The 25,239-nt window shown below is 68.6% G+C and carries 18 protein-coding genes, 2 rRNA genes, 2 pseudogenes and 1 riboswitch; of the genes and pseudogenes, 18 read left to right on the top strand and 4 right to left on the bottom strand.

What is annotated here, in order from left to right:
* Positions 1-21 precede the first annotated feature (21 nt).
* The 11 genes from tsaE (at position 22) to groL (ending at position 11,501) form a co-directional block, all read left to right on the top strand.
* Positions 22-450, top strand: coding sequence for a tRNA (adenosine(37)-N6)-threonylcarbamoyltransferase complex ATPase subunit type 1 TsaE (tsaE, locus tag K2M58_RS11395; RefSeq protein WP_220678914.1), 429 nt, complete (start codon positions 22-24; stop codon positions 448-450).
* Positions 428-1,306, top strand: a complete 879-nt coding sequence (gene tsaB / locus K2M58_RS11390; protein WP_220677634.1) for a tRNA (adenosine(37)-N6)-threonylcarbamoyltransferase complex dimerization subunit type 1 TsaB — start codon at positions 428-430, stop codon at positions 1,304-1,306. The genes tsaE and tsaB overlap by 23 nt, the downstream gene beginning before the upstream one ends.
* Positions 1,303-1,803: a ribosomal protein S18-alanine N-acetyltransferase gene (rimI, locus tag K2M58_RS11385; RefSeq protein WP_066199206.1), complete on the top strand. Its 501-nt coding sequence runs from the start codon at positions 1,303-1,305 to the stop codon at positions 1,801-1,803. The genes tsaB and rimI overlap by 4 nt, the downstream gene beginning before the upstream one ends.
* Positions 1,766-2,905 carry a tRNA (adenosine(37)-N6)-threonylcarbamoyltransferase complex transferase subunit TsaD gene (gene tsaD, locus K2M58_RS11380; protein WP_252393475.1) on the top strand — a complete coding sequence of 380 codons (1,140 nt, stop codon included), beginning with the start codon at positions 1,766-1,768 and terminating at the stop codon, positions 2,903-2,905. Before rimI ends, tsaD begins: the two co-directional genes overlap by 38 nt.
* Before the next feature lie 115 nt (positions 2,906-3,020).
* A complete protein-coding gene (locus K2M58_RS11375) occupies positions 3,021-5,408 on the top strand; it encodes a hypothetical protein (protein WP_220677632.1) in 2,388 nt (795 codons plus the stop codon).
* A gap of 84 nt (positions 5,409-5,492) precedes the next feature.
* A complete protein-coding gene (locus K2M58_RS11370) occupies positions 5,493-6,206 on the top strand; it encodes a 5-formyltetrahydrofolate cyclo-ligase (RefSeq protein ID WP_220677631.1) in 714 nt (237 codons plus the stop codon).
* Positions 6,207-6,473: 267 nt separating this feature from the next.
* Positions 6,474-8,273 (top strand): bifunctional metallophosphatase/5'-nucleotidase, encoded by a 1,800-nt coding sequence (locus tag K2M58_RS11365; RefSeq protein WP_220677630.1) that lies wholly within the window; start codon positions 6,474-6,476, stop codon positions 8,271-8,273.
* Between the two features lie 207 nt (positions 8,274-8,480).
* Positions 8,481-8,963 (top strand): MogA/MoaB family molybdenum cofactor biosynthesis protein, encoded by a 483-nt coding sequence (locus tag K2M58_RS11360; RefSeq protein ID WP_066199220.1) that lies wholly within the window; start codon positions 8,481-8,483, stop codon positions 8,961-8,963.
* Positions 8,964-8,969: 6 nt separating this feature from the next.
* Positions 8,970-9,161: a twin-arginine translocase TatA/TatE family subunit gene (tatA, locus tag K2M58_RS11355; RefSeq protein ID WP_066199225.1), complete on the top strand. Its 192-nt coding sequence runs from the start codon at positions 8,970-8,972 to the stop codon at positions 9,159-9,161.
* Positions 9,162-9,377: 216 nt separating this feature from the next.
* The gene (gene groES, locus K2M58_RS11350; protein WP_066199228.1) at positions 9,378-9,659 is read left to right on the top strand and encodes a co-chaperone GroES; all 282 of its coding nucleotides are present in this window, start codon (positions 9,378-9,380) and stop codon (positions 9,657-9,659) included.
* 222 nt (positions 9,660-9,881) lie between these two features.
* Complete coding sequence (gene groL, locus K2M58_RS11345) at positions 9,882-11,501, top strand: chaperonin GroEL (protein WP_272999956.1); 1,620 nt, start codon at positions 9,882-9,884, stop codon at positions 11,499-11,501.
* A gap of 180 nt (positions 11,502-11,681) precedes the next feature.
* Here groL and ytaF read toward each other — a convergent pair whose 3' ends face one another.
* Positions 11,682-12,428 (bottom strand): sporulation membrane protein YtaF, encoded by a 747-nt coding sequence (gene ytaF, locus K2M58_RS11340; protein WP_354667517.1) that lies wholly within the window; start codon positions 12,426-12,428, stop codon positions 11,682-11,684.
* A 322-nt stretch (positions 12,429-12,750) separates the two neighbouring features.
* Between ytaF and K2M58_RS11335 the strand changes: the two genes are divergently transcribed.
* The 6 genes from K2M58_RS11335 (at position 12,751) to rrf (ending at position 21,074) form a co-directional block, all read left to right on the top strand.
* Positions 12,751-13,695, top strand: coding sequence for an AAA family ATPase (locus K2M58_RS11335; protein WP_252393474.1), 945 nt, complete (start codon positions 12,751-12,753; stop codon positions 13,693-13,695).
* 185 nt (positions 13,696-13,880) lie between these two features.
* A complete protein-coding gene (locus K2M58_RS11330; protein ID WP_220677628.1) occupies positions 13,881-14,828 on the top strand; it encodes a DUF58 domain-containing protein in 948 nt (315 codons plus the stop codon).
* A gap of 86 nt (positions 14,829-14,914) precedes the next feature.
* The gene (locus K2M58_RS11325; RefSeq protein WP_220677627.1) at positions 14,915-17,383 is read left to right on the top strand and encodes a transglutaminase-like domain-containing protein; all 2,469 of its coding nucleotides are present in this window, start codon (positions 14,915-14,917) and stop codon (positions 17,381-17,383) included.
* A gap of 10 nt (positions 17,384-17,393) precedes the next feature.
* A riboswitch (purine riboswitch) is annotated at positions 17,394-17,494 on the top strand.
* 303 nt (positions 17,495-17,797) lie between these two features.
* Positions 17,798-19,108 carry an NCS2 family permease gene (locus tag K2M58_RS11320; RefSeq protein WP_220678912.1) on the top strand — a complete coding sequence of 437 codons (1,311 nt, stop codon included), beginning with the start codon at positions 17,798-17,800 and terminating at the stop codon, positions 19,106-19,108.
* Between the two features lie 260 nt (positions 19,109-19,368).
* Positions 19,369-20,898, top strand: a 16S ribosomal RNA gene (locus tag K2M58_RS11315).
* Between the two features lie 59 nt (positions 20,899-20,957).
* Positions 20,958-21,074, top strand: a 5S ribosomal RNA gene (gene rrf / locus K2M58_RS11310).
* Positions 21,075-21,131: 57 nt separating this feature from the next.
* On the opposite strand, the pseudogene phnE (K2M58_RS11305) reads toward rrf, so the two are convergent.
* Positions 21,132-21,785, bottom strand: a pseudogene (gene phnE, locus K2M58_RS11305) (phosphonate ABC transporter, permease protein PhnE); the annotation flags it as partial.
* A gap of 141 nt (positions 21,786-21,926) precedes the next feature.
* On the opposite strand from phnE (K2M58_RS11305), the gene K2M58_RS11300 reads away from it, so the two are divergent.
* Positions 21,927-23,150 (top strand): IS256 family transposase, encoded by a 1,224-nt coding sequence (locus tag K2M58_RS11300; RefSeq protein WP_220676936.1) that lies wholly within the window; start codon positions 21,927-21,929, stop codon positions 23,148-23,150.
* Between the two features lie 188 nt (positions 23,151-23,338).
* Here K2M58_RS11300 and phnE (K2M58_RS11295) read toward each other — a convergent pair whose 3' ends face one another.
* Both phnE (K2M58_RS11295) and phnC read right to left on the bottom strand, forming a co-directional pair.
* Positions 23,339-24,139, bottom strand: a complete 801-nt coding sequence (gene phnE, locus K2M58_RS11295) for a phosphonate ABC transporter, permease protein PhnE (protein ID WP_220677625.1) — start codon at positions 24,137-24,139, stop codon at positions 23,339-23,341.
* Positions 24,140-24,435: 296 nt separating this feature from the next.
* A pseudogene (phnC, locus tag K2M58_RS11290) lies at positions 24,436-25,167 on the bottom strand (phosphonate ABC transporter ATP-binding protein); the annotation flags it as partial.
* Positions 25,168-25,239 lie beyond the last annotated feature (72 nt).

Raw genomic sequence — 25,239 nt, 5'->3', positions numbered from 1 at the left:
ACGATTCCGACGCCGGAGGCGATGCGGGCGTTCGGCCGAAAGCTGGCCGCGGCCCTCCGACCGGGGGACGTTCTGCTCCTGTACGGCGACCTCGGCGCCGGGAAGACGACGTTCGTCCAGGGCCTCGCCGCCGGGCTCGGGGTGGCGGAGCCCGTCCGAAGCCCGACGTTCGTCCTCATCCAGTCGTACCGGGGGGTTTTGCCGCTGCATCACATGGACCTGTACCGCCTTCCGCCCGGGGAAGATCTCGGGTTTGACGAATATCTATCCGGCGACGGGGTGGTCGTCGTCGAGTGGCCGGAGGCCGGGGAAGCGTTCTGGCCGCCGGAGGCGCTTCGCCTCCGCCTCGAAGGGGCCGGCGACGGGCCCCGCCGGGTGCACCTTCAAGCGCCGGCCGACCGGCTTCCGGCGATCCGGGAGGCGATCGATGATGCTGACGCTGGCCTTTGATACGTCGGCGCTCCCCCTGTCGGCCGCCCTCGTCGACGGGGAGCACATCCTGGCGGAGTGGACGGCGGCGGCACGCCTGAACCACGCCGAGGCGCTCTACCCGGCGCTTCAGGCGCTCTTTGACCGGGCCGGCGTCGCCAAGCGGTCCGTCCAATCGATCGTCGTCGCCCGGGGGCCCGGGTCGTACACCGGGGTCCGGATCGGCGTGACGGCGGCGAAAGCGCTCGCCTACGCCCTCGGCGTGCCGCTCACCGGCGTCTCGAGCCTTGCCGCCCTTGCGCTGGCCGTCCCGCCGGGGGTGTCGGGGCGGATCGTGTCGCTCATCGACGCCCGCCGGGGGCGGGCGTATGCGGCGGTCTATCGCTGGGAAGGGGCTCGCCTCGTCCGGGAGCGCGCGGAGGGCGTCATCGAGGTGGCGGCGCTCGTCGCCGAGCTCGCCGACGGAGGTCTCCGGGCGGTAGGAGACGCGCCCTTCGGTGAAGGCGCCGGCGGAGCCGGCGAAAAAGGGGGCGGCGAAGCGGCCGGCGCAGCCGCCGGCGAAGGGGGCGGTGCTTTCGCCGGCGCGGCGTACGCCCGGCGGGGGGCGTTTACGCCGGAGGCGCCGATCTACTGGGTCGCGTATCCGGAGGTGCCGGATGGGGCGGCGGTGCGGGCGGCCTTCGGCGCCCGGGCCGTCCTGGTGCCGCCGGCCTGGGCGGCGCCGCGGGCGGCGCGGCTCGCCTGGGCCGCCCGGTACGGGCTGGGCGAGGCGGTGCCGCCCGGGGACGTGGCGGCGCTTTCGGCCTATCAGCCGGCCTATCTTCTCGCGAGCGCGCCGGAGCGGGCCCGCGCCGGCGAGGGGGGCGGGGGGCGATGACGGCGGAGCCGATCCTCCGGCCGATGACGGAGGACGACGTCCCGGCGGTGGCGGCTCTGGATCGGGCGGTGTTTACCCTGCCGTGGAGCGAGGCGTCGTTTCGCCACGAACTCCGGCACAACCCGCTGGCCCGGTATTTCGTCCTCGAGCAGGCGGGGCGGATTCTCGGCTACGCCGGGATGTGGCTCGTCTTCGACGAAGCCCACGTGACGAACATCGCCGTGGCGCCGGACGTCCGGGGACGGGGCTACGGCACCCGGCTCATGCAGCACCTCATCGACGTGGCGCGGGACCACTCGGTGCGGCGGATGACGCTCGAGGTGCGGGTCACGAACACGATCGCCCAGCGGCTGTACGCCAAGTTCGGGTTTCGGCCGGCCGGAGTCCGGAAAGGGTATTATGAGGACAACGGGGAGGACGCCCTCATCCTGTGGGCGGACCTCGAAGGGGGGACGGACGGTGCCGCGGCGGATTCTCGCCCTCGAGACGAGCTGTGACGAGACGGCGGCGGCGGTGGTGGAAAACGGCGAGCGGGTGCTTGCGAACGTCGTCGCGTCGCAAATCGACCGGCACCGGGTGTTCGGCGGCGTCGTCCCGGAGATCGCCGCCCGGATGCACGTCGAGGCGGTGATCGCCGTCGTCGACGAGGCGCTCCGCCGCGCCGGCGTGCCGCTTTCGGCGATCGATGCCGTCGCCGTCACCCACGGCCCGGGCCTCGTCGGCTCCCTGCTCGTCGGGGTGCAGGTGGCGAAGGGGCTCGCCTTCGCCCGGGACGTGCCGCTCATCGCCGTGCACCACCTTGCCGGGCACATCTACGCCAACCGGTTCGTCCGGCCGCTTCGCTTTCCCCTCGTTGCCCTCGTCGTCTCCGGCGGCCACACGGAAATCGTCTACATGCCGGAGGACGGCGCGTTCGTCCCTCTCGGCGGGACGCTTGACGACGCCGTCGGTGAGGCGTACGACAAGGTCGGCCGGCTCCTCGGCCTTCCGTACCCGGCCGGGCCGCACCTCGACCGCCTGGCGCAGGAGGGGACGCCCCGCTTTTTGCTCCCGAGCCCGCGGCCGCGGGAAGGGGACCGGTATGCCCTGAGCTTTAGCGGCCTGAAGACGCACCTCCGGCGCTTGCTCGAGGAGGCGGAGGCCCGCGGGGAGACCCCGCCGGCGGCGGATGTGGCGGCGAGCTTTCAGCAGGCGGTCGTCGCCGCGCTCCGGGAGGTGGCGGCGGAAGCGCTCCGGGAGACGGGGGCGAGGCAGCTCGTGCTCGCGGGCGGGGTGGCGGCGAATCGGGACCTCCGGGCGGCGCTCCGGGCGCTGGCGGAGGAGGCCGGCGTCGAGTTCGTCGTGCCGCCGCCGGAATTGTGCACGGACAACGCGGCGATGATCGGCGCCTACGCCGACGTGCTGTACGTCCACGGGGTGTTTGCCGACTGGTCCCTCGGGGCGGCGGCCGATCTTCCCCTCGCGGCGGCTTCGCTTCCGGGCCGGCCGACGATCCGGGAGGCGCCGCCCGGGCCGACGAGGAAAGCGGCTGCGGTCATCCCAAGGTTTTCCACAGAACCTGTGGATGTTGGGGATAACCCGGGGATAACCCGGGGATAGCCGGTGGAAAACCGGCGGCTCTTTGGGGACGGCGTTTTTCGACAGCCGGAAAAAAACGAGAGAAAACCGGGGAGCGGCGGGAACGGAGCGCTCCGTTCCGCAAAGGAGCGATCCGGTGCAGCGCGACGGAAGAGAAGACGGGTGCCGCCGGGGGAGGATCCCCCGCCTGGCGGCAAGCGTCGTCGCCATCGGGGTGGTGGTCGCGGCGGCGTGCGGCGCCAAGGGCGCGGTGACGGCGTCGTCCGGCGCCAAGGGCGCGGTGACGGCGTCGTCCGGTGCGAGAGGCGGTGCTGCGGCGTTCGGTCAAGCGGAAGCGAACGTCCAAGGGGAAGGGGCGGCCGGAGCCTCCGCCAAAATCGCCGTCGTCGACGTCGGCGGCCTTTCCTTCGCCGCGCTCGAGCGGCTCGCGGCCGACGCGGCGTTCCGGGCGCTCATCGCCGAGGGGGACTGGGCGCTTTTGACGACCCGCACGCCGTCGAGCCGAAGCCGGGTCAACGTCCTCCGGACGATCGCCTGCGGGCGCCGGGCGGACGTGCGCCTCCCGGCCGAGGCGCCGTGCGGCGCGGCCGGAACGCGGCCGTTTCCGGCGCTCCTTCAGGCGTCCGGGCGAACGGTCGCGGCGGTCACCGTCGAGGCGCCGTCCCTCGGCCTTGAGGCGGAGGACGCCGGCCGGGCGGTGGAAGCGGGGCTCGGCCTTCGCCCGTTTCGCCTGCAGGGGGGCAAAAGCGCTGAAGCGGTGGCGGCGGCGGTGCGGGACGCGGCCGCCGGCGCCGACTGGGCGTGGGTGGCGTTCGATCTGGCCGGCGGCGTCGAGCCGGACCCACGGGCGGCGAGCGTCCTTCGGGCGGTCGTGGAGGCGCTCCGGGAGGAGGCCGACGTTTTTTTGCTTGCCCATCCGACGCCCCGGGAAAGCGGCCGGGGCATCCCCCTCGGTCTTTTCGAAAGGCGCCGTCCGGCTCACGGAGCGCCGCCGGAAGCCGGCGCGACATCGGGGAGGCGGCCGCCGTCGGAGCGCGGCGGATCCCCGAAAGGGCGGCCGATCCCGGTGCGCGACGGGGCGCTCGACGTTCGGGCCCCAGCGGGAACCGGCGGATCACCCGAGGGTCGGACCCCGTCGGGAACGCTCCTCACGGCGGCGACGACCCGATGGCCCGGGATCGTCGCGGCCGTCGACCTTGTGCCCACGTGGGCCGAGCGGCTCGGCCTTCGCAGCGAGCCGTCGGAAGGGGCGCCGGTTCGGCTGGCGGAAGGAGCGCCGATTCGGCCGGTGGACGCCGCCGACGTGCCGAAAGCGCCGGACGGCGCGGCGCTCCCCGGAGCGGCGGGCGCCGCCCGGGCGATCGAGGTTTCCCTCCGACACCTCGCCGCCGTCCGGCAGGCCGTGATGCCCGTCTACGTCAACGCGGCCGTCGGCCTCACCGCGCTCGCCGGAGCGCTCGCCGTCCTCCGGGGGCGCCGGGCGAACCGGCATCCGGCCCGGGGCGCCGGCCTCGGGCGCCGCTTCGTCGCCCTGGCCGCCGGCGTAAGCCTCGGCGTGCCGCTCGCCGATGCGGCGTTCGGCCCCCTTCTCGGCCTCGGCCGGCCGCCGGAGGGCGGACCGCCGCCGGCGGTCGTCGGTCTTCTCTACGGCGGCGTCGCGCTGGCCCTGGCCTGCCTCTGGCTTCGCCTCGGTTTCCGCCGGACGCTCGCCGGCGTGGCGGCGGCGTTCCTCGGGCTTTTTGCCCTCGACCAGCTCGGCGGGTACGCCCAGAGCCGCTACAGCCTCTTCGGCTACGATCCTTTGCTCGGCGCCCGGTTCTACGGTCTCGGCAACGAGCGGATGGGACTCGTGGTCGCGGGAGCGGCCTACCTCCTCGCCCGGATGCGGCCCGCCCTCCCCGTTCGGGCGGCCGTCTATGCCGCTCTTCTTCTCTTTTTGGGAGCGCCCTGGGCCGGGGCCAACTTCGGCGGGTCCGTGGCGTGGCTGGCGGCCCTGCCGGTTCTTTTTCCGGAAAGCGTTCGGCCGGCGGCTCCGCCTCGGCGCCTCCGGCAGGCGGTTTTCGTCGGGGCCGGGGCGGTTCTTCTGGGCGTCGCCGGTCTTTTCGCCTGGCATGCCGTCGCCGAGACGCCGAGCCACCTTTCGCGCCTCGCCGAGGCGGTGGCGGCGGAGGGGGTGGCGCCGCTTCAGGAGACGATCGTCCGGAAAGGGGCGATGAACGTCCGCCTCATGCGGACGTCGCTGTGGGGCCGCCTGTTCTTCGTCGCCTTCATCGTCGCCGCCGCGCTGGTGCTCTTTTGGGCCAGGCGGGCGGCGGGCGTCGAGGCGGCCGAGCGTCGGGGCGCCGTTTCCGCCCTCTGGGTAAGCGCGGTCAACGCCGTCGTGAACGACTCCGGCGTCGTCGCGGCGGCGCTCGGGCTTTTGTTTGCCGTCTATCCGATCGCCGGCGCCGCGGGGGAAGATCCTGGACCGGACGAGGCGTCGCCCCCGGCCGGCGCCGGCTTGGCGCCGGGTCGGTCGCCGTAACGGTCGGAAAGGGGCGATCGCCTAGGTCAGGGCGGCCTGATCGTTCTTGAGGCGCCTCGACAAGACCGGGGAAGGAGGTTCGACATGGCCGGTTCAGACGGTGCGCTCGATCGGGAAAAGGCGGCCCTCCGGCGGGCTTTTCGGGGACAAAAGGTCCCGCCGGAGGTCGCGGCCGACCTTTCCCGGCGGATCGTCGCGCATCTTTTGGCCCACCCGGCGTACCGGGCGGCCGCCGTCGTCGCCGCCTACGCGCCGCTTCCCGGTGAGGTGGACGTCCGTCCCCTTTGGACGGCGGCCTGGGAGGCCGGGAAGACGCTCGCCCTGCCGCGGGTCGAAGGAAGGGGCCGGCCGCTTCGCTTTTACCGCGTCGAGCCCACCGCCGACCTGAGCCCGGGCGCCTTCGGCATTTTGGAGCCGCCGCCCGAGGAGGCGGTGGACGGGGCGGCGATCGACCTCGTCCTCGTGCCGGGGCTCGCCTTTGATCGCCGCGGCGTGCGGCTCGGGTACGGCGGCGGGTTTTACGACCGGACGCTGCCCGGACTCCGGCGGGCGCTCCGGATGGCGCCGGCGTTTCCCTGGCAGGTCGTCGATCGGCTCCCGGCGGCCGCCCACGACGTTCGGGTCGATTTTCTCTTTTTGCCGGACGGACCGGTGCCGATCGCGGGGAGCGAAGGCGCGGAAAAACCGGCAAAGAAGGAAGAGCTTGCCAAAAGCGTAGGGAAAGACGTTGCGGAAGAAAAGGCGGAAGTCCCGGCGGATGGCTTCAAGAAGTCGTCCGGCGAGGCGGACGGCGGATGACACGGCGGGGCCGAACCTCGCCCAGGTGAAAGGTTGGGGCGGGCAACCGGCGCACCGGGTCGCTTCGTCGGGCGCAGTATTCGACCGTATAGGTACAATACCCGGTATAGTATTTTGAATAATGTATAGTATTCACCCTATCCATACTTGACATACCGTATCACGTTCGGTATGATGAACGATGAAGGCGCTTACCGTCTTACTTATCGAAAAAGAATGTTAAGAACAAATTGCAGGCCAAAGACGCGAACTCTGGGAGGGATGGCCATGGAAGAACGGCGCCGGATCGCCGAACCGCCGGTCGGGGCCGAAGGGTGCGGTCACGATCACGCCTGCGGGTGCGCTCATGCGCTCGGAGAGGCGCGGACGCTCACCCGCCGGGAGGTGCTCAAGTTCATCGGTTCCGTCGGCGTCGGCCTCGGGCTGTACCCGATCGTCACGGGGCTCGCCGCCGGGGAGCGGGCGTACGCCAAGGACTGGTCGGTGCCGCCGCGGAAGGTGGTCCAGCTCACCTTTCTCCACACGACGGACATCCACGGCCAGGTGCTGACGCACCCGGAGATGTTTCGGGTGAACGGGAAGAACGTCTTCAAACCGGCCGGCGGCATGGCGCGGCTTAAGACGCTGTTTAAACTCATCCGGGCGGAAAACCCGGGAAACGTTTTTATCGTCGACACCGGCGATTGCTATCAGGGCTCGGCCATCGCCGCCTTGAGCCGCGGCCGGGCGATGATCGACATCATGAACCGCATGGGCTACGACCTCGCGCTTCCGGGAAACTGGGAGGTCGTCTACGGCCCGGCGCGGCTGGTGGAGCTGGCCGTCGGCTACCACTTCCCCGTCATCTGCTCGAACATGGTCTGGGATCAGGAAGGGCTCGATCCCGGCTATCCGCTTTACCCGAACTATTTTATCGCCGAGATGGGCGGCGTCCGCATCGGCTTTATCGGCTACAACGATCCGCTGACGAAAATCCGCCAGGCGCCGGCGTATCATAAAGGCATTCAGTTCAGCTTTCCCGAGGAGACGGCGCCCCGGCTCGTCGATCTCGTCCGGACGCGTTACAAATGCGACATCGTCATCATGCTCGCCCACCTCGGCCTGGCGCAGCAGGTGACGTTTGCCCAGAAACCCGAGGCGAGCGGCATCGACTTCATCTTCGGCGGCGACACGCACCAGCGGACGTACGATCCGATCACCCTCGGCGTGCCGGTGACCGAGGCGGGCGCCTTCGGCTCGTTCGTCGGCCGGCTGGACGTCCTCGTCGAAGACCGGAAGATCAAAGATTACCGCTACGAGCTCATCCCCGTCCTCGCCGAGCGCTACCCCGAAGACGAAGAGGTCAAAAAGGTCGTCCTGGAAGTCCGGAAGCCCTACCGGCCGATCATCGAGCGGAAGATCGGCGAGACGAAATCGTACCTCTACCGCTACAACGTGCTGGAAAACCCGATCGACAACCTCATCACCGACGCCATCCGCGAAGCCACCGGCGCCGACATCGGCATCTCCAACGGCTTTCGCTTCGCGCCGCCGGTCGCGCCGGGGCCGATCACGGTGGAAGACCTCTGGAGCTGGCTCCCGGTCAACGCCCCGATCAAGACCGGCATCGCCACCGGCGAGATGATCTGGCAGTGGATGGAGCGGGAGCTCAACAACGTCTTTACGAACGACATCCCGAAGCGGGTCGGCGGCTGGGTCGTCCGCTTCTCCGGCATGAAGGTGAAAATGTTCATCGACCGGCCGATGGGGAAGCGGGTTCAGTCGATCGAGATCGGCGGAAAGCCCCTCGAGCGGGACAAAACATACTTCGTCGCCGCCTGCGATCGGGAAGGAGACCCGCCGGAGATGCTCTGCCGCCTGAAGCCGGTCAAAGAGCCGAAGGTGCTCGACGTCGACCTGCACACGGTGGTGGAACGGTTTTTGCAAAAGCACAGCCCGATCGACGTCGGCATCGAAGGGCGCGTCGTCGCCCTCGACGCGAAAGACGTGTTCGCTTTTGCGGAGGGGTTTGGTCCTGAGGAGGTGTACAACGAGCCGGTCCCCGGGACGACGTACAGTTTCCGCTGATCAAAAAACGCCGGAACCGCCGGATCGCCCCCGTTTCGCGGGGCGAAGGAAACGCCGGACGCCGTCCGTTTCGCCGATCCAAAGCGATGCCGTTCGCCGCTCGGGACGCCGAGCCAAAGCAACACCGAATGCCGGCGGCGGTAAGCGGTTTCGCCTTGAGTTCCCCCGCCGGTTGCGTTATGATGGGAACACAAGGGGGCATCGGGCTTGGATTGGCGATTCGGCATCTTGTGGATCAGCGACCGCGGCGCCCGCGGGGAGCGGGAAGACCAAAGCCGCGGCATCATCACCGACCTCTTGGAAAAGCGGATCGGCGGCCGGGTGGTCACGTACAAGGTCGTCCCGGACGAGATCGAGACGATCAAGGAGACGATGATCGACATGATCGAGCGGGACGGGGTGGACCTCATCGTCACGACCGGCGGCACCGGCCTCGGTCCCCGGGACGTGACGCCGGAGGCGACGCTTCAGATCGTCGACCGGGTCATCCCGGGCTTCGCCGAAGAGATGCGCCGCCGGGCGTCGCAAGTGTCGCCGAACGAGCTTTTTTCCCGGGCCGTCATCGGCACCCGGAAGCGGACGCTCATCGTCAACCTTCCCGGCGCGCCCCGTTCCGCCGAGATCTGCCTGAGCGCGATTCTGGAATTCATTCCGCCGGCGCTGGAGCTTCTCGCCGGCAAAAGGGGCTGATCCGCCGTGTTTCAAAACATCGGCATCCCCGGGCTCATCCTCATTCTGATCCTCGCGCTCATCATCTTCGGCCCGAGCAAGCTGCCGGAGATCGGCCGCGCCTTCGGCACGACGCTCAAAGAATTTAAAAAGGCGGCCCAGGAACTCACCGACGACGACCAGAAAAAATCTCCGCCGTCGTCCGGCGCCGGCGCCTGATGCCGGCGCTTTTTTTATGCCGGCCGGGGGCATCGGTTGGGCCGGCGACATCCAGGAATATGCAAAAACGACAAATCCGCTCCCCTTGCCTTTTGCCGGGCGGATGATTATGATGAGAAGTGGTGTTAGCACTCGGATCCATTGAGTGCTAACAAGGCCGCGGAGAGCGCCGCGGGCGCGACGAACGAAGATCGAGTGGCAAAGGAGGGATCGCCGATGCTCCGTCCGTTGGGCGACCGCGTCATCGTCGAACCCGCCGAGCGGGAGGAGAAGACCGCGAGCGGCATCGTCCTGCCGGATACGGCCAAGGAAAAGCCGCAGGAGGGCAAGGTCATCGCCGTCGGCACCGGCCGGCTGGAAGACGGCAAGCGGGTGCCGCTGGAGGTCAAGGAAGGGGACCGCGTCATCTTCTCGAAGTACGCCGGCACGGAAGTGAAGTATCAGGACAAGGAATACCTCATCCTTCGGGAGTCCGACATTCTCGCCGTCATCGACTGAGCCCGTCGGCGTTCGCCGTCGGATCCGCCGCGGGTCAGCGGAGAAAAGGTCGACGGCGTCGACCGGCGCGCCGTCCGGCGGCCGGCAGGAGTTGGCCCGGGCCGAAGAAGGCCGGTGATGGGCCGGGTCTCGGACGGCGGGGCACATACGGGGCCGGCGCCTTGGGGCGCGGCCGAAGCGGTCTGTCCATAGACGACACCGAAGGAGAAGGAGGGATCGATCGTGGCCGCCAAAGAAGTCCGGTTTGCGGAAGACGCCCGTCGGGCGATGCTTCGGGGCGTCGACGCGCTCGCGAACGCGGTGAAGGTGACGCTCGGGCCGAAGGGCCGGAACGTCGTCCTGGAGAAGAAATACGGCTCGCCGCTCATCACGAACGACGGCGTGACGATCGCGAAGGAGATCGAGCTGAAGGACCCGTTTGAAAACATGGGCGCCCAGATCGTCAAGGAGGCGGCGACGAAGACGAACGACGTCGCCGGCGACGGGACGACGACGGCGACGGTGCTCGCCCAGGCGATCATCCACGAGGGGATCAAAAACGTCACCGCCGGCGCGAACCCGATGATCATCCGCCGGGGGATCGAACGGGCCGTCGAGGCGGCGGTGGCGGAGATCAAGCGGATCTCCAAGCCGGTCGAAGGGAAGGACGCCATCGCTCAGGTCGCGGCCATCTCGGCGAACGACGAAGAGATCGGCAAGCTCATCGCCGAGGCGATGGAGAAGGTCGGCCAGGACGGCGTCATCACCGTCGAGGAGTCGAAAGGCTTCCAGACGGAGCTCGACGTCGTCGAAGGGATGCAGTTTGACCGCGGCTACATCTCCCCGTACATGGTGACGAACACGGAGCGGATGGAGGCGGAGCTCGAAGATCCGTACATCCTCATCACCGACAAGAAGATCTCGAGCATCCAGGACATCCTGCCGCTCCTCGAAAAGATCGTCCAGCACGGGCGGCCGCTTCTCGTCATCGCCGAAGACGTTGAGGGCGAAGCGCTGGCGACCCTCGTCGTCAACAAACTTCGCGGGACGTTTACGGCGGTGGCCGTCAAGGCGCCGGGCTTCGGCGACCGTCGGAAGGCGATGCTGGAGGACATCGCCATCCTCACCGGCGGCCAGGTCATCACCGAGGACCTCGGACTGGAGCTGAAGTCGACCCGCATCGACCAGCTCGGCCGGGCCAAGCGGGTCATCGTCACGAAGGAGACGACGACGATCGTCGAGGGCGCCGGCGACAAGAAGAACATCGAGGCCCGCATCAAGGCGATCAAGCAGCAGATCGAAGAGACGACGTCGGAGTTCGACAAGGAAAAGCTCCAGGAGCGGCTGGCGAAGCTTGCCGGCGGCGTCGCGGTGATCAAGGTCGGCGCGGCGACCGAGACGGAGATGAAGGAGAAGAAACTCCGCATCGAAGACGCCTTGAACGCCACCCGGGCGGCGGTCGAAGAGGGCATCGTCCCCGGCGGCGGCACGGCGTTCGTCCGGGCGATCGCCGCGGTGGAGAAGCTCGAGGCGGCAGGGGACGAGAAGACCGGGGTGAACATCGTCCTCAAGGCCCTCGAGGCGCCGGTGCGGCTCATCGCCGAAAACGCCGGCTTCGAAGGCTCGGTCATCGTCGAGCGGTTGAAGAAGGAGACCGGGAACGTCGGCTTCAACGCCGCGACCGGTGAGTGGGTCGACATGATCCAGGCGGGCATCGTCGACCCGGCGAAGGTCACCCGCTCGGCGCTCCAGAACGCGGCGTCGGTGGCGATGATGTTCCTGACGACGGAGGCGGCCGTCGCCGAGATTCCGGAAAAAGAAAAAGCCGCGAACCCCGGCATGGGCGGCATGGACGACTTCTGATCCGTCGCCTCGGCGGAGGGGTCCGGCGGAAAAAGCGGGAGCCTTTCGGCTCCCGCTTTTTTGCGTGCGCTCGTTTTGGCGTTCGGCATGGGCCGGTTTTCGCGTTCCACGCCAGGGCGCGATGGGGCGCTTCCCGTTCAGGTTCGGATCGGCGCAGGGGTCGGGCCGATCGAAAAGCGGTCAGTCGTAAAGGGCGAAAAGGGCGATGAGGATGAGCATGACCCCGCTTAAGAGCGTGCCGAATTGTCCGACGGTAAACGGGCCGAGCCGGAGGCGGCTTACGCGTTCCCCGACGGCGACGCCGCCGGCGACGCTTACAAAGCTGCCGATGGCGGTGATGAAGGAAAGCCAGAAGGGCGAGAGGCCGAACAGCCCGGCGCCGACGCCGTTTGTGAGGGCGTTGGCCGAGAGGGCCGCCCCGAGGACGATCGATTCGCCGAGGCCGATCGTCTGGGAGCGGTCGACGTCGACCTGTTCCGGATGCTTCAGGATGCGGGTGAGACACCCGCTCGGTCGGGGGGCCGTCGCTTCGGCGTCTCGATCGGCCGCCCCGGCGCCTCCCCGCTGGCGGGCGCGGCGCTGTTTCGGCCAGTCGCGGGGGACGGCGAGCAGGATGATCCGGAGGCCGATGACGACGAGGAGAAACGAGCCGAGAAAGACCGGAAGCATCCCCGGGAGCACGTCGGCGATCCACCGGCCGAAGAGGATGCCGGCGAGGCTGAAGAGAAAGGCGATGGCGGCGATGAGCGCATTCGAGGGGATGGGGATGCGGATGCGCCGGAGGCCGTAGGTGATGCCGACGCCGAAGTTGTCGACGCTCGAGGAGATGGCGAAACCGACGAGGAGGAGCCATTTCATGGCGGTCGCCCGGTTCGGATCGTCCCTTCCGCGTCCTTCGGGCGGGAAGCCGTCGAACCAGCCGTTCACCTCCTTTGGGCAATGTGGCCGGAGGATTTCGGCACCGGTCGTTCCGGCCGCGAAAAGCCGGGCGAGGCCGGGTCGCATGGGGGACCCGATCACGGACGGGCGGCGGCCGTCCCGGCCTCTCACGGACCGGGCGGCGGCCGTCCCGGCCTCTCACGGACCGGGCGGCGGCCGGGCCGGTGGCTTCGGCGGCGCCGGGCGTGACGCTCACACGATATGCCGCGGGGCAGCGACGGTGCCTGTCCCTTTTTTTCCGCACGCCAGACCGGTACAATGAAAGAAAATGCGGCCTGAGGCGGCGAAAGCGGTGCAGGAGGCGGATCCCGTGCGGCAGGATCGGCAGGCGGTCGACGGGCGACATCCGGAGCTCGGCGCGGTGATCGACGCCGTCTCGGAGGTCGTCATCGGCAAGGCGGATCGGGTGGAACTGGTCCTCGTGGCGCTCCTCGCCGGCGGCCACGTGCTTTTGGAAGACGTGCCGGGGGTCGGGAAGACGCTTCTCGTGCGGGCGGTCGCCTCGGCCCTCGGCCTTCCCTTTCGGCGGCTGCAGTTTACTCCGGACGTGCTCCCGGGCGATGTGCTCGGAACGACGGTGCCGGAAGAGGGCCGCTTTCGCTTTCATCCGGGGCCGATCTTCACCCACGTCCTCATGGCGGACGAGATCAACCGGGCGACGCCGAAGGCGCAAGCGGCCCTGCTGGAGGCGATGGAGGAGCGACGGGTCACGGTCGACGGCGAGACGTATGCGCTGCCGCAGCCGTTTTTCGTCCTGGCGACGCAAAACCCGATCGAGTACGAGGGGACGTATCCGCTGCCGGAAGCGCAGCTGGACCGCTTTTTGTTTCGCCTCTCCCTCGGCTACCCGCATCCGGAAGAAGAGGAACGGCTTCTTTTGCAGTATGGGAGTCGGGCCGAGGTGCCGCTTCCGGAGCCGCATCTCGACCGGGAGCGGTTGCTTCAGCTGATGGCCGAACGGGAAGAGGTGCGGGTGGACGAGGCGGTTCGGCGGCTTCTCTTAGAGCTCGTCGCCCGGACGCGCCGGGATCCGCGCCTTCGCCTCGGCGCCAGCCCTCGGGCGTCGATCGCGTACTTCCGCGCCGTCCAGGCCCGGGCCTTCGTCCGGGGGCGGACGTACGCCGTGCCGGAAGATGTCTTTGCGCTGGCGGTGCCGCTTCTCGCCCACCGGGTGGTCGTCGAACCGGAGGCGGCGTACGACGGCGTGCGGCCGGAAGCGATCATCCGGGAGCTCGCCGGGCTCCCGTCCCGATAAGCCGCCCGGCCGGAGCGGAGGCCGGGAGGCGGTTCCGCCGGCCGCGGTCGGTCGCCGGTGGGCGGGGCGGCGTCGTCGGGCGGATTCGGACGCCGGTCGGCCGGGCTCATTGTCGTACGGGTTCGGATGCGTGTCGGCGGACGGCAGGGCCGGCCGGATTCGGAGCGGCGGGGGAGGGACGGCGGGTGGGGGGCTGGCTTCGACTGATCGGCCTTGCGGCCGCTTTGTTCGGTTACCGGCAGTTTCAGGGCGGCTGGGTGAGCAATTTTTTGCTGGTCACGCTGGCGGCGGCGGCGGGGGTTTCGCTCTGGTCGGCGGCGGCCATCGGGGCCGGCGTCCGCGTCCGACGGACGCTGCCGCCGGGACCGCATGAAGCCGGGACGCTCCTTTTCGTGACGCTGGAGGTGGAGGGACGGCTCCCCCTCGGGCTTTTCTGGCTGGCGGTCGCCGAACGCCTCGACGGCGCGGTCGTCCGCCGGGACGTGCGGCTCTTTTTGGGCCGGCGATGGCGGGTGACGGTCCCGCTCGGGGAACTTCCCCGCGGCCGGCACCGGCTGGGGCCGATCGACGTCGAGGCGGGCGATCTGTTCGGTTTCGTTCACCGCCGGTGGCGCCTCCCGGAGGAGGTGGAGATCCAGGTCCGGCCGAAGCCGCTTCCGGCGACGGCCGTCCTCAAGGAAAGGCGCCGCCTGCGCTGGACGGACGGGACGGGCGAGCCGTCGGAGCTCCGGCCGTTCCGGCCGGGGGACCGGGTGAGTCGGATCCGCTGGAAAGCGTCGGCCCGGGCGGGGGAACTCCTCGTCGCCGACCGATCGCCGGAGGCGGCGGGCCGCGCGGTCGTCGTCCTCGACGTGTTTCGTCCGGCGGAGCCGGAGGCCTTTGAGCGGGATGTGGCGCTGGCGGCGACGTGGCTGAAAGCGCTGGTCTCGGCCGGCGTCCCGGTGGGGCTCTGGACGTGGACGGACGAGGGGCCGCGCTTCATCCCGCCGACCCGGCATCGGGCCCTGGTGGAGCGGATGTGGGAGCTCCTCGTCGACGTCCGGCCGATCGACCGTCCTCCGCCCGGGGAAGGGCCGCGGCTTTCGGCGGCGACGGCGACCATCCCCGTCGGCCGCCGACCGACGGGGATCTAAAGCAGCGATCGGGAAACGGCGCCTCGGTCAATGGGCTCCACAAAGCGGCGGAGCGGGGAAGGGGCGTCGGGAAAGGAGGGGGCGGAATGGGCCGGCGGGCGGTCCGGCTGTACGAAGGGATCGGCTTTGCGCTGTCGGCGGCGCTCTTCGGCCTGATCGTCGCGGCGCTTCCGGCGGTGAGCGACACGGCGCCGGAGGCGCTCGGGCACTTTTACGGGACGGTCGTCCTCGCGCATACGCTCGCCTGGCTCAAGCCCCGGCGCGCCCCGGCCGGTCGGCTGGTTTGGCCGGCGGTCGGCCTCGTCCTCCTCGCCCTCTGGTCGCAGGCGCCGTGGGGGCCGGTCGCGTTCCGGCCGGCGCACTGGCAAGGGCTCGCTCAGGAGATCGTCGCGCCGTCGCTGGCAGACGTGGGCGCGTGGCTCGGGGTCGACGTTCCCCGGTGGGCCGCCGAGCGGGGCCTGCCGTCGCGGGAGGCCCGGACCCTCGCCTTTGACGTGGCGGTCGGCATGGCCGTCTTCGGGCTCGTCCTGCCGGCGGTGCGCCGGCGCCGGCCGCTTCGGGTCATCGGCCCGGCGATCGCGGCGCTGGCGGTGATGGATACGTTTTGGCCCTACGACGGCCGGGAAGCGATCGTGCCGGCGGCCTTTTTGGCCCTTCTTTTGCTCGGGTGGGGCGCCTTCGGCCGGGCGGCGGACGCCAGCGGGGGATGGGAGCGCCCCCGAACGCTGGTGGGGCTGGGCCTCGCGTGGGCGTTCGGCCTCCCGGCTTTTGCCGCCGGGGCGGTGGCCGCCGGGAGTCTTGCGCCGGAGACGGCGCCGGCCTGGCCGGATCCGGTGCCGTTTTTGTCGTCGCTCAAAAAGTCGCCGGGCGGTGCGGCGGCGACGCTCGACGGGTATCGCGGCGGCCTCTCCGCCCTCGGCGGGCCGTTTCGACCGAGCGACCGGCCGATCTTTGCGGTCCGTTCCGCCGACGGCGCTCCCGTGCCCCGGGTGCGGTGGCGGCTTGTGAGCTTGGAACGGTATACCGGTCAGCTCTGGCTTCCGGCGGAGGGAAAAGGAGAGGCCGGGCGGTCGATCCTTCCGGGCCCGGCGCCGTCGGCGGAGGCGGATGGGGCAGCGCGCCTCTGGCGGTATGACCTCGCGCCGGCGATGGCGGTCCATCGGGGGCCGGGGCGGCCGGTCGGTCCGGCCGGCGCGGCGGTCGGGCCGGAGTCCGGCGCCGGCGAGGGGCTCCGGCGGGTGGAAGTGCGGCTTGAGACGCCGGCGACGGCGGCGGTTTACCCGGACGGGGCGGTCGCCCTTGCCCTTCCCCGGGAAGCGGCGGCCGGAGTGCCGGCGCCGGCGACGTTTGATCTGGAGAGCGGAGCGCTCACCCTGCCGCCGACGGACCGGTACGTCGTGGAATTCGTCCCGTATCGGCGGCCGCCGACGGAGGTCCTGCTTCAGGCGTACCGGCTCCGGGCTCAGGCGCTCGGCTTCGCTCCGTCCGAATGGCCCGCGGTGGCGGCGGCGGAGCTCGGTGAGGAGATGGTCCGGGTCACCACCGCCCTCCCGACGACGCTCCCGGATCGGGTGCGGTCGCTTGCCGCAAGGCTCGCCCGGGGGGCCGGGACGCCGGTCGAGATCGCCGAGCGGGTGGAAAGGTATCTTCGGGAAGAGGGCGGATACCGCTATGCGTTCGACGCGCCGGCCCTCGAGCCGGGCGACGATTTCGTCGATCAATTTTTGTTCGCGCTCAAGACCGGCTACTGCGACCATTTCTCGACGTCGATGGTCGTCCTGCTCCGGGCGGCCGGGGTGCCGGCCCGGTGGGTGAAGGGGTTCGGGCCCGGCGAGGTGAGCGCCGACGGCCGGACGATCGTCGTTCGGGCCCGGGATGCCCACGCCTGGGTCGAGGCGTATCTTCCCGGGAGCGGATGGGTGCCGTTCGATCCGACGCCGCCGGAGGGAGGGGGCGTGCCGGAGGGGGTGGAGGCAGACGCGGCGTTCGCTCCGGCGACGCCGTCCGGCGAGGAGCCGCTTCTTCCCCACGATCGGGGCCGGGCGCCGTCCCCGGAGGTGTCCTCCGCTCGGGAAGAAAAGCCGTCGTCGCCGGCCGAATCCGGGGATTCGGCGCCGGCGCCGTCCGGCGAGGACCTCGCCCGAAGCGTTCCGGCGGCCGCCCTTGCCGGCGCCGCGACGGGCGTCTTTCTTCTCGCTCTGGCGCTTCGGGCGGGCCTCGGACTCCGGCACCCGCTTCCGGTTCGACTCCGGCGCCGGGCCGAGCGGGCGCTCCGGCGGCTTTCCCGGCGGTGGATCGCCCCCGGGACGCCGGAGGCGGCGCGGATCGGGGCCGGCGACTTTCGGCCGCTTCTCGGGCGGGTGCCGTCGGAAGCGGCGGCCGCCCTCGCCCGGGCGATCGCCGCCTACGAGCGCCTCGCCTTCGGCGGCCCGGCGCCGGAGGAGGCCCGGGCGGCCTGGGCGGCGTTCCGGACGGCTTGGAAGGCGGTCCGCCGGGCGACACGCCGCCAGGCAAAAAGTGTCCCTTTCCTTGAGACGCTGCGAGGCGTAAAATAAAACCGTTTTTAAAATCGAGTTCCCATCCGTGCGTATAAGCCTGAGAATACGGCTCAGGCGTCTCTACCGGCAGCCGTAAACTGCCTGGCTACGCACGGCGGACGGATGATGGACGCCGATGGGTCGCCTTGGGGCGGCTTTGCCGGCGCACGGCCGCCTCCGCCGGCGGCCGTTTTTTTGCGTTTTATACCGTTTTATGCGCCGGATGCGGCCGCATCGCCGGTGGTCGAACGGGGCGGGGCGACGCGCTTCGGCCGCGTTCGGGATGCCGGGTGCAGATCGCCGCGCCTCGGCCGCGTGCGGGGTGCCGGATGTCGATCGTCGCGCTTCGGCCGCGTGCGGGGTGCTGGGCGCGGATCGCCGGACGACGCGGATGGTCGAACGGACGGAGAGGGGAAGACGATGCAAAAGCGCATGGAGCGGTTTTTCCGCGTTCGGGAGCGCGGCTCGACCGTGCGCCGGGAGGCGGTCGCCGGCGTGACGACGTTTCTCGCCATGGCGTATGCCCTGTTCGTCGTCCCGGCGGTTTTGTCCGAGACCGGGATGGACAAGGAGGCGGTGTTCGTCGCGACGGCGCTCGCGGCGTTCGTCGGGACGATGGTGATGGCGCTCTACGCCAACATGCCCATCGCCCAGGCGCCGGGAATGGGACTCATTGCCTTTTTTGCCTACACGGTCGTCCTCGGCATGGGCATCCCGTGGCAGACGGCGCTGGCGGGGGTGTTCGCTTCGGGACTTCTCTTTTTCCTCCTCACGGTGACGAAAGTCCGGGAGACGATCATCCAGGCGATCCCCCACGAGCTGAAGATGGCCGTCGGCGCCGGCATCGGGCTTTTCATCGCCTTGATCGGCCTCAAAAACGCCGGCATCGTCGTCATCGACCCGGAGGCGGGGCTGCCGAAGCTCGGGACGATTCACGAGCCGCGGACGCTGCTTGCGGTCTTCGGGCTTCTGGTGACGGCGGCGCTTCTCGTCCGGCGGGTCGGCGGGGCGGTCTTCTACGGCATGGTCGCGACGGCGGCCGTCGGCATGCTCGCCGGGCTCATCCCGGTGCCGAAGGGGCTCGGCGACATCGTGAAGCCCGTGCCGAGCATCGCGCCGACGCTGGCGAAGCTCGACTGGCCGGCGCTTTTGCACCCGACGCCGGCGTTCGTCTTCATCGTCCTCACGATCTTCTTCGTCGACTTTTTTGACGCCACCGGGACGATCGTCGCCATCGCCCAGCAGGCGGGGCTGATGAAAAACGGCAAGATCGAAGGCGGCGGCCGGGCGCTCATCTCCGACGCGGTCGCCACGATGGTCGGCGCCTGGCTCGGGACGTCGACGACGACGTCGTACATCGAGTCGTCGGCGGGGGTGGCCGCCGGCGGCCGCACGGGGCTCGCGTCGGTCGTGACGGCGGGGCTCTTTCTCCTCAGCCTCTTTTTTGCGCCGCTTCTTCAGATCGTGACGGCGGAGGTGACGGCGCCGGCCCTCATCGTCGTCGGCGTCCTCATGGCCGGGAACTTGCGGCACATCGACTGGTCGGACCTCGCCGTCGCGGTGCCGGCGTTCCTCACCGTCGCCCTCATGCCGTTTACGTTCAGCATCGCCATCGGCATCGCCGCCGGGTTTCTCGCCTACCCGATCCTCAAGATCGTTCAGGGGCGGGGGCGGGAGGTGCACCCGGTGCTGTACGGGCTTGCGGTCGTCTTCGTCGCCTACTTCATCTGGTTGGCACGGTAAAATTTGCAGCCAAAGAACCCGTTGACACGCGGTGATCGCCGTGCTATATTAGTAAGCGTCGCTCGACGCAAGGTCGTTCGATCGTGGGCGATCGCAAGCGCGGGCGAGCACCGCGTTCCTTGAAAACTAAACAGCACCCGCCCTGTGAGGAAGGCCTTTCCGGGACCGGCGGGCGGCTTAAGGAGCCGGGTGGAGCCGGCGGTCTTGGTCGTCTGTTGGGACTGGGGGGGATTGGAAGGCCCTGGCCTTTGGGCCGGGGATTTACGGAGAGTTTGATCCTGGCTCAGGACGAACGCTGGCGGCGCGCCTAATACATGCAAGTCGAGCGGGGAGGCGGGCGGAAGCTTTTGGGCGGAAGCCTGTCTCTTAGCGGCGGACGGGTGAGGAACACGTAGGCAACCTGCCCTAAAGACCGGGATAACACCGGGAAACCGGTGCTAATACCGGATAGATTGTCCTGGCGCATGCTGGGGCAAGGAAAGGGGCGACCCGCTTTAGGAGGGGCCTGCGGCGCATTAGCTGGTTGGTGGGGTAACGGCCTACCAAGGCGATGATGCGTAGCCGGCCTGAGAGGGTGACCGGCCACACTGGGACTGAGACACGGCCCAGACTCCTACGGGAGGCAGCAGTAGGGAATCTTCCGCAATGGGCGGAAGCCTGACGGAGCGACGCCGCGTGGGGGAGGAAGGCCTTCGGGTTGTAAACCCCTGTTGTCGGGGAAGAAGGGCTGCGTGAGCGGCATTGACGGTACCCGACGAGGAAGCCCCGGCTAACTACGTGCCAGCAGCCGCGGTAATACGTAGGGGGCGAGCGTTGTCCGGAATGACTGGGCGTAAAGGGCGCGTAGGCGGCCTGTTAAGTCTGCTGTGAAAGGCCACGGCTCAACCGTGGGGGTGCAGCGGAAACTGGCGGGCTTGAGTGCAGGAGAGGTGCGCGGAATTCCCGGTGTAGCGGTGAAATGCGTAGAGATCGGGAGGAACACCGATGGCGAAGGCAGCGCACTGGCCTGTAACTGACGCTGAGGCGCGAAAGCGTGGGGAGCGAACAGGATTAGATACCCTGGTAGTCCACGCTGTAAACGATGGGTGCTAGGTGTGGGTGGGGCGACCCATCCGTGCCGGAGTTCACACATTAAGCACCCCGCCTGGGGAGTACGGCCGCAAGGCTGAAACTCAAAGGAATTGACGGGGGCCCGCACAAGCGGTGGAGCATGTGGTTTAATTCGAAGCAACGCGAAGAACCTTACCAGGGCTTGACATCCCGCTGACGGGTTCAGAGATGGGCCTTTCCCGCGAGGGACGGCGGAGACAGGTGGTGCATGGTTGTCGTCAGCTCGTGTCGTGAGATGTTGGGTTAAGTCCCGCAACGAGCGCAACCCCTGCCCTTAGTTGCCAGCGGGTGGAGCCGGGCACTCTAAGGGGACTGCCGCCGACGAGGCGGAGGAAGGTGGGGATGACGTCAAATCATCATGCCCCTTATGCCCTGGGCTACACACGTGCTACAATGGCCGGTACAGCGGGAAGCGAAGCCGCGAGGCGGAGCGGATCCCTGAAAGCCGGTCTCAGTTCGGATTGCAGGCTGCAACTCGCCTGCATGAAGGCGGAATCGCTAGTAATCGCGGATCAGCATGCCGCGGTGAATCCGTTCCCGGGCCTTGTACACACCGCCCGTCACACCATGGGAGTCGGGGGCGCCCGAAGGCGCGGGCAGCGCTGAAGGCGAACCTGGCGACTGGGGTGAAGTCGTAACAAGGTATCCGTACCGGAAGGTGCGGATGGATCACCTCCTTTCTAGGAGCCGGGGCTGGGTGCTGTTTAGTTTTGAGGGAATGCGGAAGCATTCCCGGGTGTCCGGTGGCGATGGCGGAGTGGCCACACCCGATCCCATTCCGAACTCGGAAGTTAAGCACTCCAGCGCCGAAGGTACTGAGGGGGCGACCCCTCGGGAGAATAGGACGCTGCCGGGCACCGCATGAAGAGCGGCGTCTCAGCGAGACGCCGCTATTTCGTTTTAAGAGGAGATTTTAGACGAGGCGGGCCCGAAGCCGGCCGCTTGCGGCGTCGATCAGCATGACGCTGGCGATGACGAGAAGCAAGATGATGCCGACCCGATCCCACGCATAGGCCTGAAGCGCGAACAGAAGCGGGGTGCCGATGCCGCCGGCGCCGACGACGCCGAGGACGGTCGCCGCCCGGACGTTGATCTCAAACCGGTACAGGGCGACGGACGCAAACTCCGGCAAAACCTGCGGGAGGACGGCGTAGAAAAAGACCGCCAGCCGGCCGGCACCGGCCGCCTCCAGCGCTTCGACCGGCCCGGGGTCGATGTTTTCCACCGCCTCGGCGTAGAGCTTGCCGAGCATGCCGATCGAATGGACGGCGATGGCCAGCACGCCGGCAAACGGACCGGGGCCGACAGCGACCAGGAACAGGATGGCGAGGATGAGCTCGGGAAACGTCCGAATGGCGGACAGCACGCCTTTTCCGGTCGCCGGCACGACATCGAAGCGCCGGCCGCGCGAGGCAGCCCAGAAGGCGAAGGGGACGGCGAGGATTGCGGCCGCCGCCGTGCCGAGGAAGGCCATCTCGATGCTCTCCAGGAGGCGGAGGAAGGCTTCGCCGGCATACGACCATTCCGGATGCATCATGCCGAGGAGCATGTTTTTCGCCATGAGGAGGCCCTGGGCGAGGCCGCGGGTGAGTCGTGTCCGGTATCATGTGTAAAAACGGATGGTCCAGGTAACATAAAATGAGCCATCCGGCCCTCTTTGGTAGAATGTGAGACGGAGAAGAAACCACTTCACCAGGAGGGATACCGGATGGCTCAGTACCAGATTACCGTGGACGACGAGATTTTGGAAGGCCTCTTTCAGCGGGATGGAGGCGTGGCAAAGCTGGTGGAGAGTGTGGTCAACCAGATCCTCCAAGCGCAAGTGCAGGAGCATCTGAAAGCGGCGCCATACGAGCGCACGAAAGAACGCCAAGGCTATCGCAACGGAACAGTCACCCGCACCCTGACAACCCGTGTGGGGCGGCTGGTGTTGCGGGTTCCGAGGGTCCGGAATGGCCAGTTCTCCACAGAGCTGTTTGCTCGGTACCAGCGCAGCGAACAAGCGTTCATCATCGCCCTGATGGAGATGGTGGTAAACGGCGTGTCCACCCGGGACGTGGCGAAAGTCACCGAGCAGTTGTGCGGCACGACGTTCTCGAAGTCCACGGTCTCCGAGCTGTGCAAGCGCCTTGATCCCATCGTTCAGGGATGGAATAATCGCAGCCTTGCTGAGCATCGTTATCCGTTCCTGCTGGTGGACGCTTTGGTACTCCGGATTCGGGAGGAAGGGCGTGTTCGCTCTCGAGCGGCCATGATCGCTGTTGGCATCAACGAAGAAGGGTACCGTGAGATTCTTGGCTTGATGTTGGGCGACAGCGAATCGGAGGCCAGCTGGCGGGAGTTCTTTGCCTGGCTGAAGAACCGGGGTCTCCGCGGCGTTGACGTTGTGGTGTCTGACAGTCATGGCGGGCTGGTGAAGGCACTGCAGACGGAGTTTCAGGGATGCACCTGGCAACGGTGCCAGACCCACTTCATGCGCAATATCTTGGACGCCACACCCAAGGCGTTGCAGAAGGAGGTCTACAAGCGTGTACGAGCCATTCTTGATGCGCCCGACCTCAAGACGGCCCGACTGCTCATGAATGAATTTGTGGAGGAGTACGCTGAGAAGGCACCCAAGGCCGTCAAGGTGCTAGAGGAGGGCTTTGACGACGTCACGGCCGTGCTGGTCTTGCCGGATCGCTATCGGCGGCGCTTGCGTACCACGAACGGCGTGGAACGACTCAACGAGGAGATTCGCCGCCGTGAAAGAGTCATCCGCATCTTTCCCAACCGGGAATCCGTGATACGGTTGCTTGGAGCGCTACTCATGGAGATAGACGAGACGTGGACCACTGGGCACCGCTACCTGAATATGGATGAGTATTGGCAGTGGAAGAAGGAACAACAGAAATCCACTGAGCCGGCCATGCTGCACGTTGTGAATGCCTGAGTGACCTGTCCTTTCATTCGCCGAAGAGGGCAATTTACACATGATACTGGACTTGATCCCGCGGGTGCCGAGGTCGAGATCCTGAAGCGTCCAGCCGTACAGGAGGATGAGGATCAGGGCGATGAGGGCAGCCCGCCGGCGCCGCCGGCCGGCGGCCGGGTCCCGGGGCAGCGGGCGGTCCGGGGCGATCATGCGATCCGCCTCCTTAGGCTCTGACTCAGCGCTTCGATGATGAGGACGACGGCGAAGATGAGGAGGATGATGCTCGCCGCCTTGTCGTACTGAAGGAGCTTCATGGCGGTGTTGAGCATAACGCCGATGCCGCCGGCGCCGACGAGGCCGAGGACCGTCGCCGCCCGGACGTTGATCTCAAAGGTATACAGCGTGTAGGAGATGAACGCCGGAAGCACCTGCGGCACGACGGCGTAGCCGAAGAGAACCGGCCGGCTGGCGCCGCCGGCCCAGAGGGCCTCCAGCGGCCCCGGGTCGATCGCCTCGACGGCCTCGCTCGTCAGCTTGGCGATGATGCCGAAGGAGAACACCGTGATCGCGAGGATGCCGGCGGTCGGCCCGAGGCCGACAAGGGCGACGAACAGGGCGGCAAAGAGCAGTTCCGGGATCGTCCGGAGAACGTTCATCACGCCCCGGGCAAGGCCGTAGACGAACCGGTTCGGCGTGACGTTCCGGGCGGCGGTGAAGATGATCGGGACGCTCATCAGGGCGCCGAGCGTCGTGCCGAGGACGGCCATGCGGATCGTCTCGAAGACGGCCGGGAGGACCTTCAGCATGTACGGCCAGTTCGGCGACAAAAACGCCCGGAAAAGCCGCATCATGGGGCCGCTCCCGGAGACGAGCCGGCCAACGTCGAGACCGAGGTGCCACCCGGAAGCGACGAGGGCCGCGGCGAAGAGCAGGGCGGACGCCCACCGCTTGTAGGCCCGGGGCGGCCGGGGAAGGGCCGCTTCCGGCGGCTTGAGCGTTCTTTTCACGGGAGCACCGTCCTTTTGCCGGAGCGCTCCATCACGGAGGCATCGCCGGCCGGAACCTCGTCGGGAAGGCGGAACGCCCCCATGCCGGGGGCCGGCGGCGCGGGGGGTGGCGCCGCGGCAAGCCGTCCGCCGGCCGACGCGCCGGGTCCCGGGCCGGGTTCCGGCTTGCGGTCCGTCGCCGGCGCCGCTTGGGCCGGCGCCTCGGCGCCCGCGCCGGACGCGGGGCGCCAGCCTGCCGCCGGCGCCCCCTCGGCCTTTGTTCCGCCTCCGGGCGTCCATCCGGCGGCGGCAAGTTCCCGTCCGTAGATCTCGGCGAAAACGTCGTCCGTCGCCGCCTCGACCGGGCCGTCGAAGACGATCCGGCCGGCCTTGAGGCCGATGATGCGGTCGGCGAACCGCCGGGCGAGGTCGACGAAGTGGAGGTTGACGACGGTCGTGATGCCGAGCTCCCGGTTGATCCGCTTGAGGTCGTTCATGATGACGTCGGTCGTCACCGGATCCAAGCTCGCCACCGGCTCGTCCGCCAGGAGGATTTTCGGCTGCTGGGCGAGGGCCCGGGCGATCGACACGCGCTGCTGCTGGCCGCCGGAGAGCTGGTCCGCCCGGACGTACGCCTTGTCTTCGAGGCCGACCCGCCGGAGGGCGTCGAAGGCGATGCGGAGGTCGGCTTCGGGAAAAAGGCCGAGGATCGACCGCCAGGCCGGGTGATAGGCGACCCGGCCGGCGAGGACGTTCCGGAGAACGCTCATCCGCTTGACGAGGTTGAAGTTCTGGAAGACCATGCCGATGTCCCGGCGCATCCGCCGAAGTTCCTTCGGCCCGGCCTGAACGATCGAGCGGCCGTCGATGCGGATGTCCCCCTCGGTGATGTCGACGAGGCGGTTGATCGACCGGAGCAGGGTCGACTTGCCGGCGCCGCTTAAGCCGACGATGACGACGAATTCGCCGCGGCCGATCGTGAGGTTCACCCCGTCCAGCCCGACGGTGCCGTTCGGGTAGACCTTTCGCACGTTCTGAAATTCGATCACGGCCATTCGCTCCTTTGCGTCGTCGGTTCTGCCGGCTTCGGGGCGGAAGGCGGCGCCGTCCCAAAAACGCGC

This window comes from Hydrogenibacillus sp. N12 (assembly GCF_019645935.1).
Classification (GTDB): Bacteria; Bacillota; Bacilli; order Thermicanales; family DSM-22653; genus Hydrogenibacillus; species Hydrogenibacillus schlegelii.
Note: the sequence above shows the minus strand (reverse complement) of the source record. Positions and strands in the feature narration are given on the sequence as shown.

Coding starts and splice junctions, on each gene's coding strand:
- tsaE (WP_220678914.1), top strand. CDS start 22: ATGCGGGCGTTCGGCCGAAAGCTGGCCGCGGCCCTCCGACCGGGGGAC.
- tsaB (WP_220677634.1), top strand. CDS start 428: ATGATGCTGACGCTGGCCTTTGATACGTCGGCGCTCCCCCTGTCGGCC.
- rimI (WP_066199206.1), top strand. CDS start 1,303: ATGACGGCGGAGCCGATCCTCCGGCCGATGACGGAGGACGACGTCCCG.
- K2M58_RS11370 (WP_220677631.1), top strand. CDS start 5,493: ATGGCCGGTTCAGACGGTGCGCTCGATCGGGAAAAGGCGGCCCTCCGG.
- K2M58_RS11365 (WP_220677630.1), top strand. CDS start 6,474: ATGGAAGAACGGCGCCGGATCGCCGAACCGCCGGTCGGGGCCGAAGGG.
- groES (WP_066199228.1), top strand. CDS start 9,378: ATGCTCCGTCCGTTGGGCGACCGCGTCATCGTCGAACCCGCCGAGCGG.
- K2M58_RS11325 (WP_220677627.1), top strand. CDS start 14,915: ATGGGCCGGCGGGCGGTCCGGCTGTACGAAGGGATCGGCTTTGCGCTG.
- K2M58_RS11320 (WP_220678912.1), top strand. CDS start 17,798: ATGGAGCGGTTTTTCCGCGTTCGGGAGCGCGGCTCGACCGTGCGCCGG.
- K2M58_RS11300 (WP_220676936.1), top strand. CDS start 21,927: ATGGCTCAGTACCAGATTACCGTGGACGACGAGATTTTGGAAGGCCTC.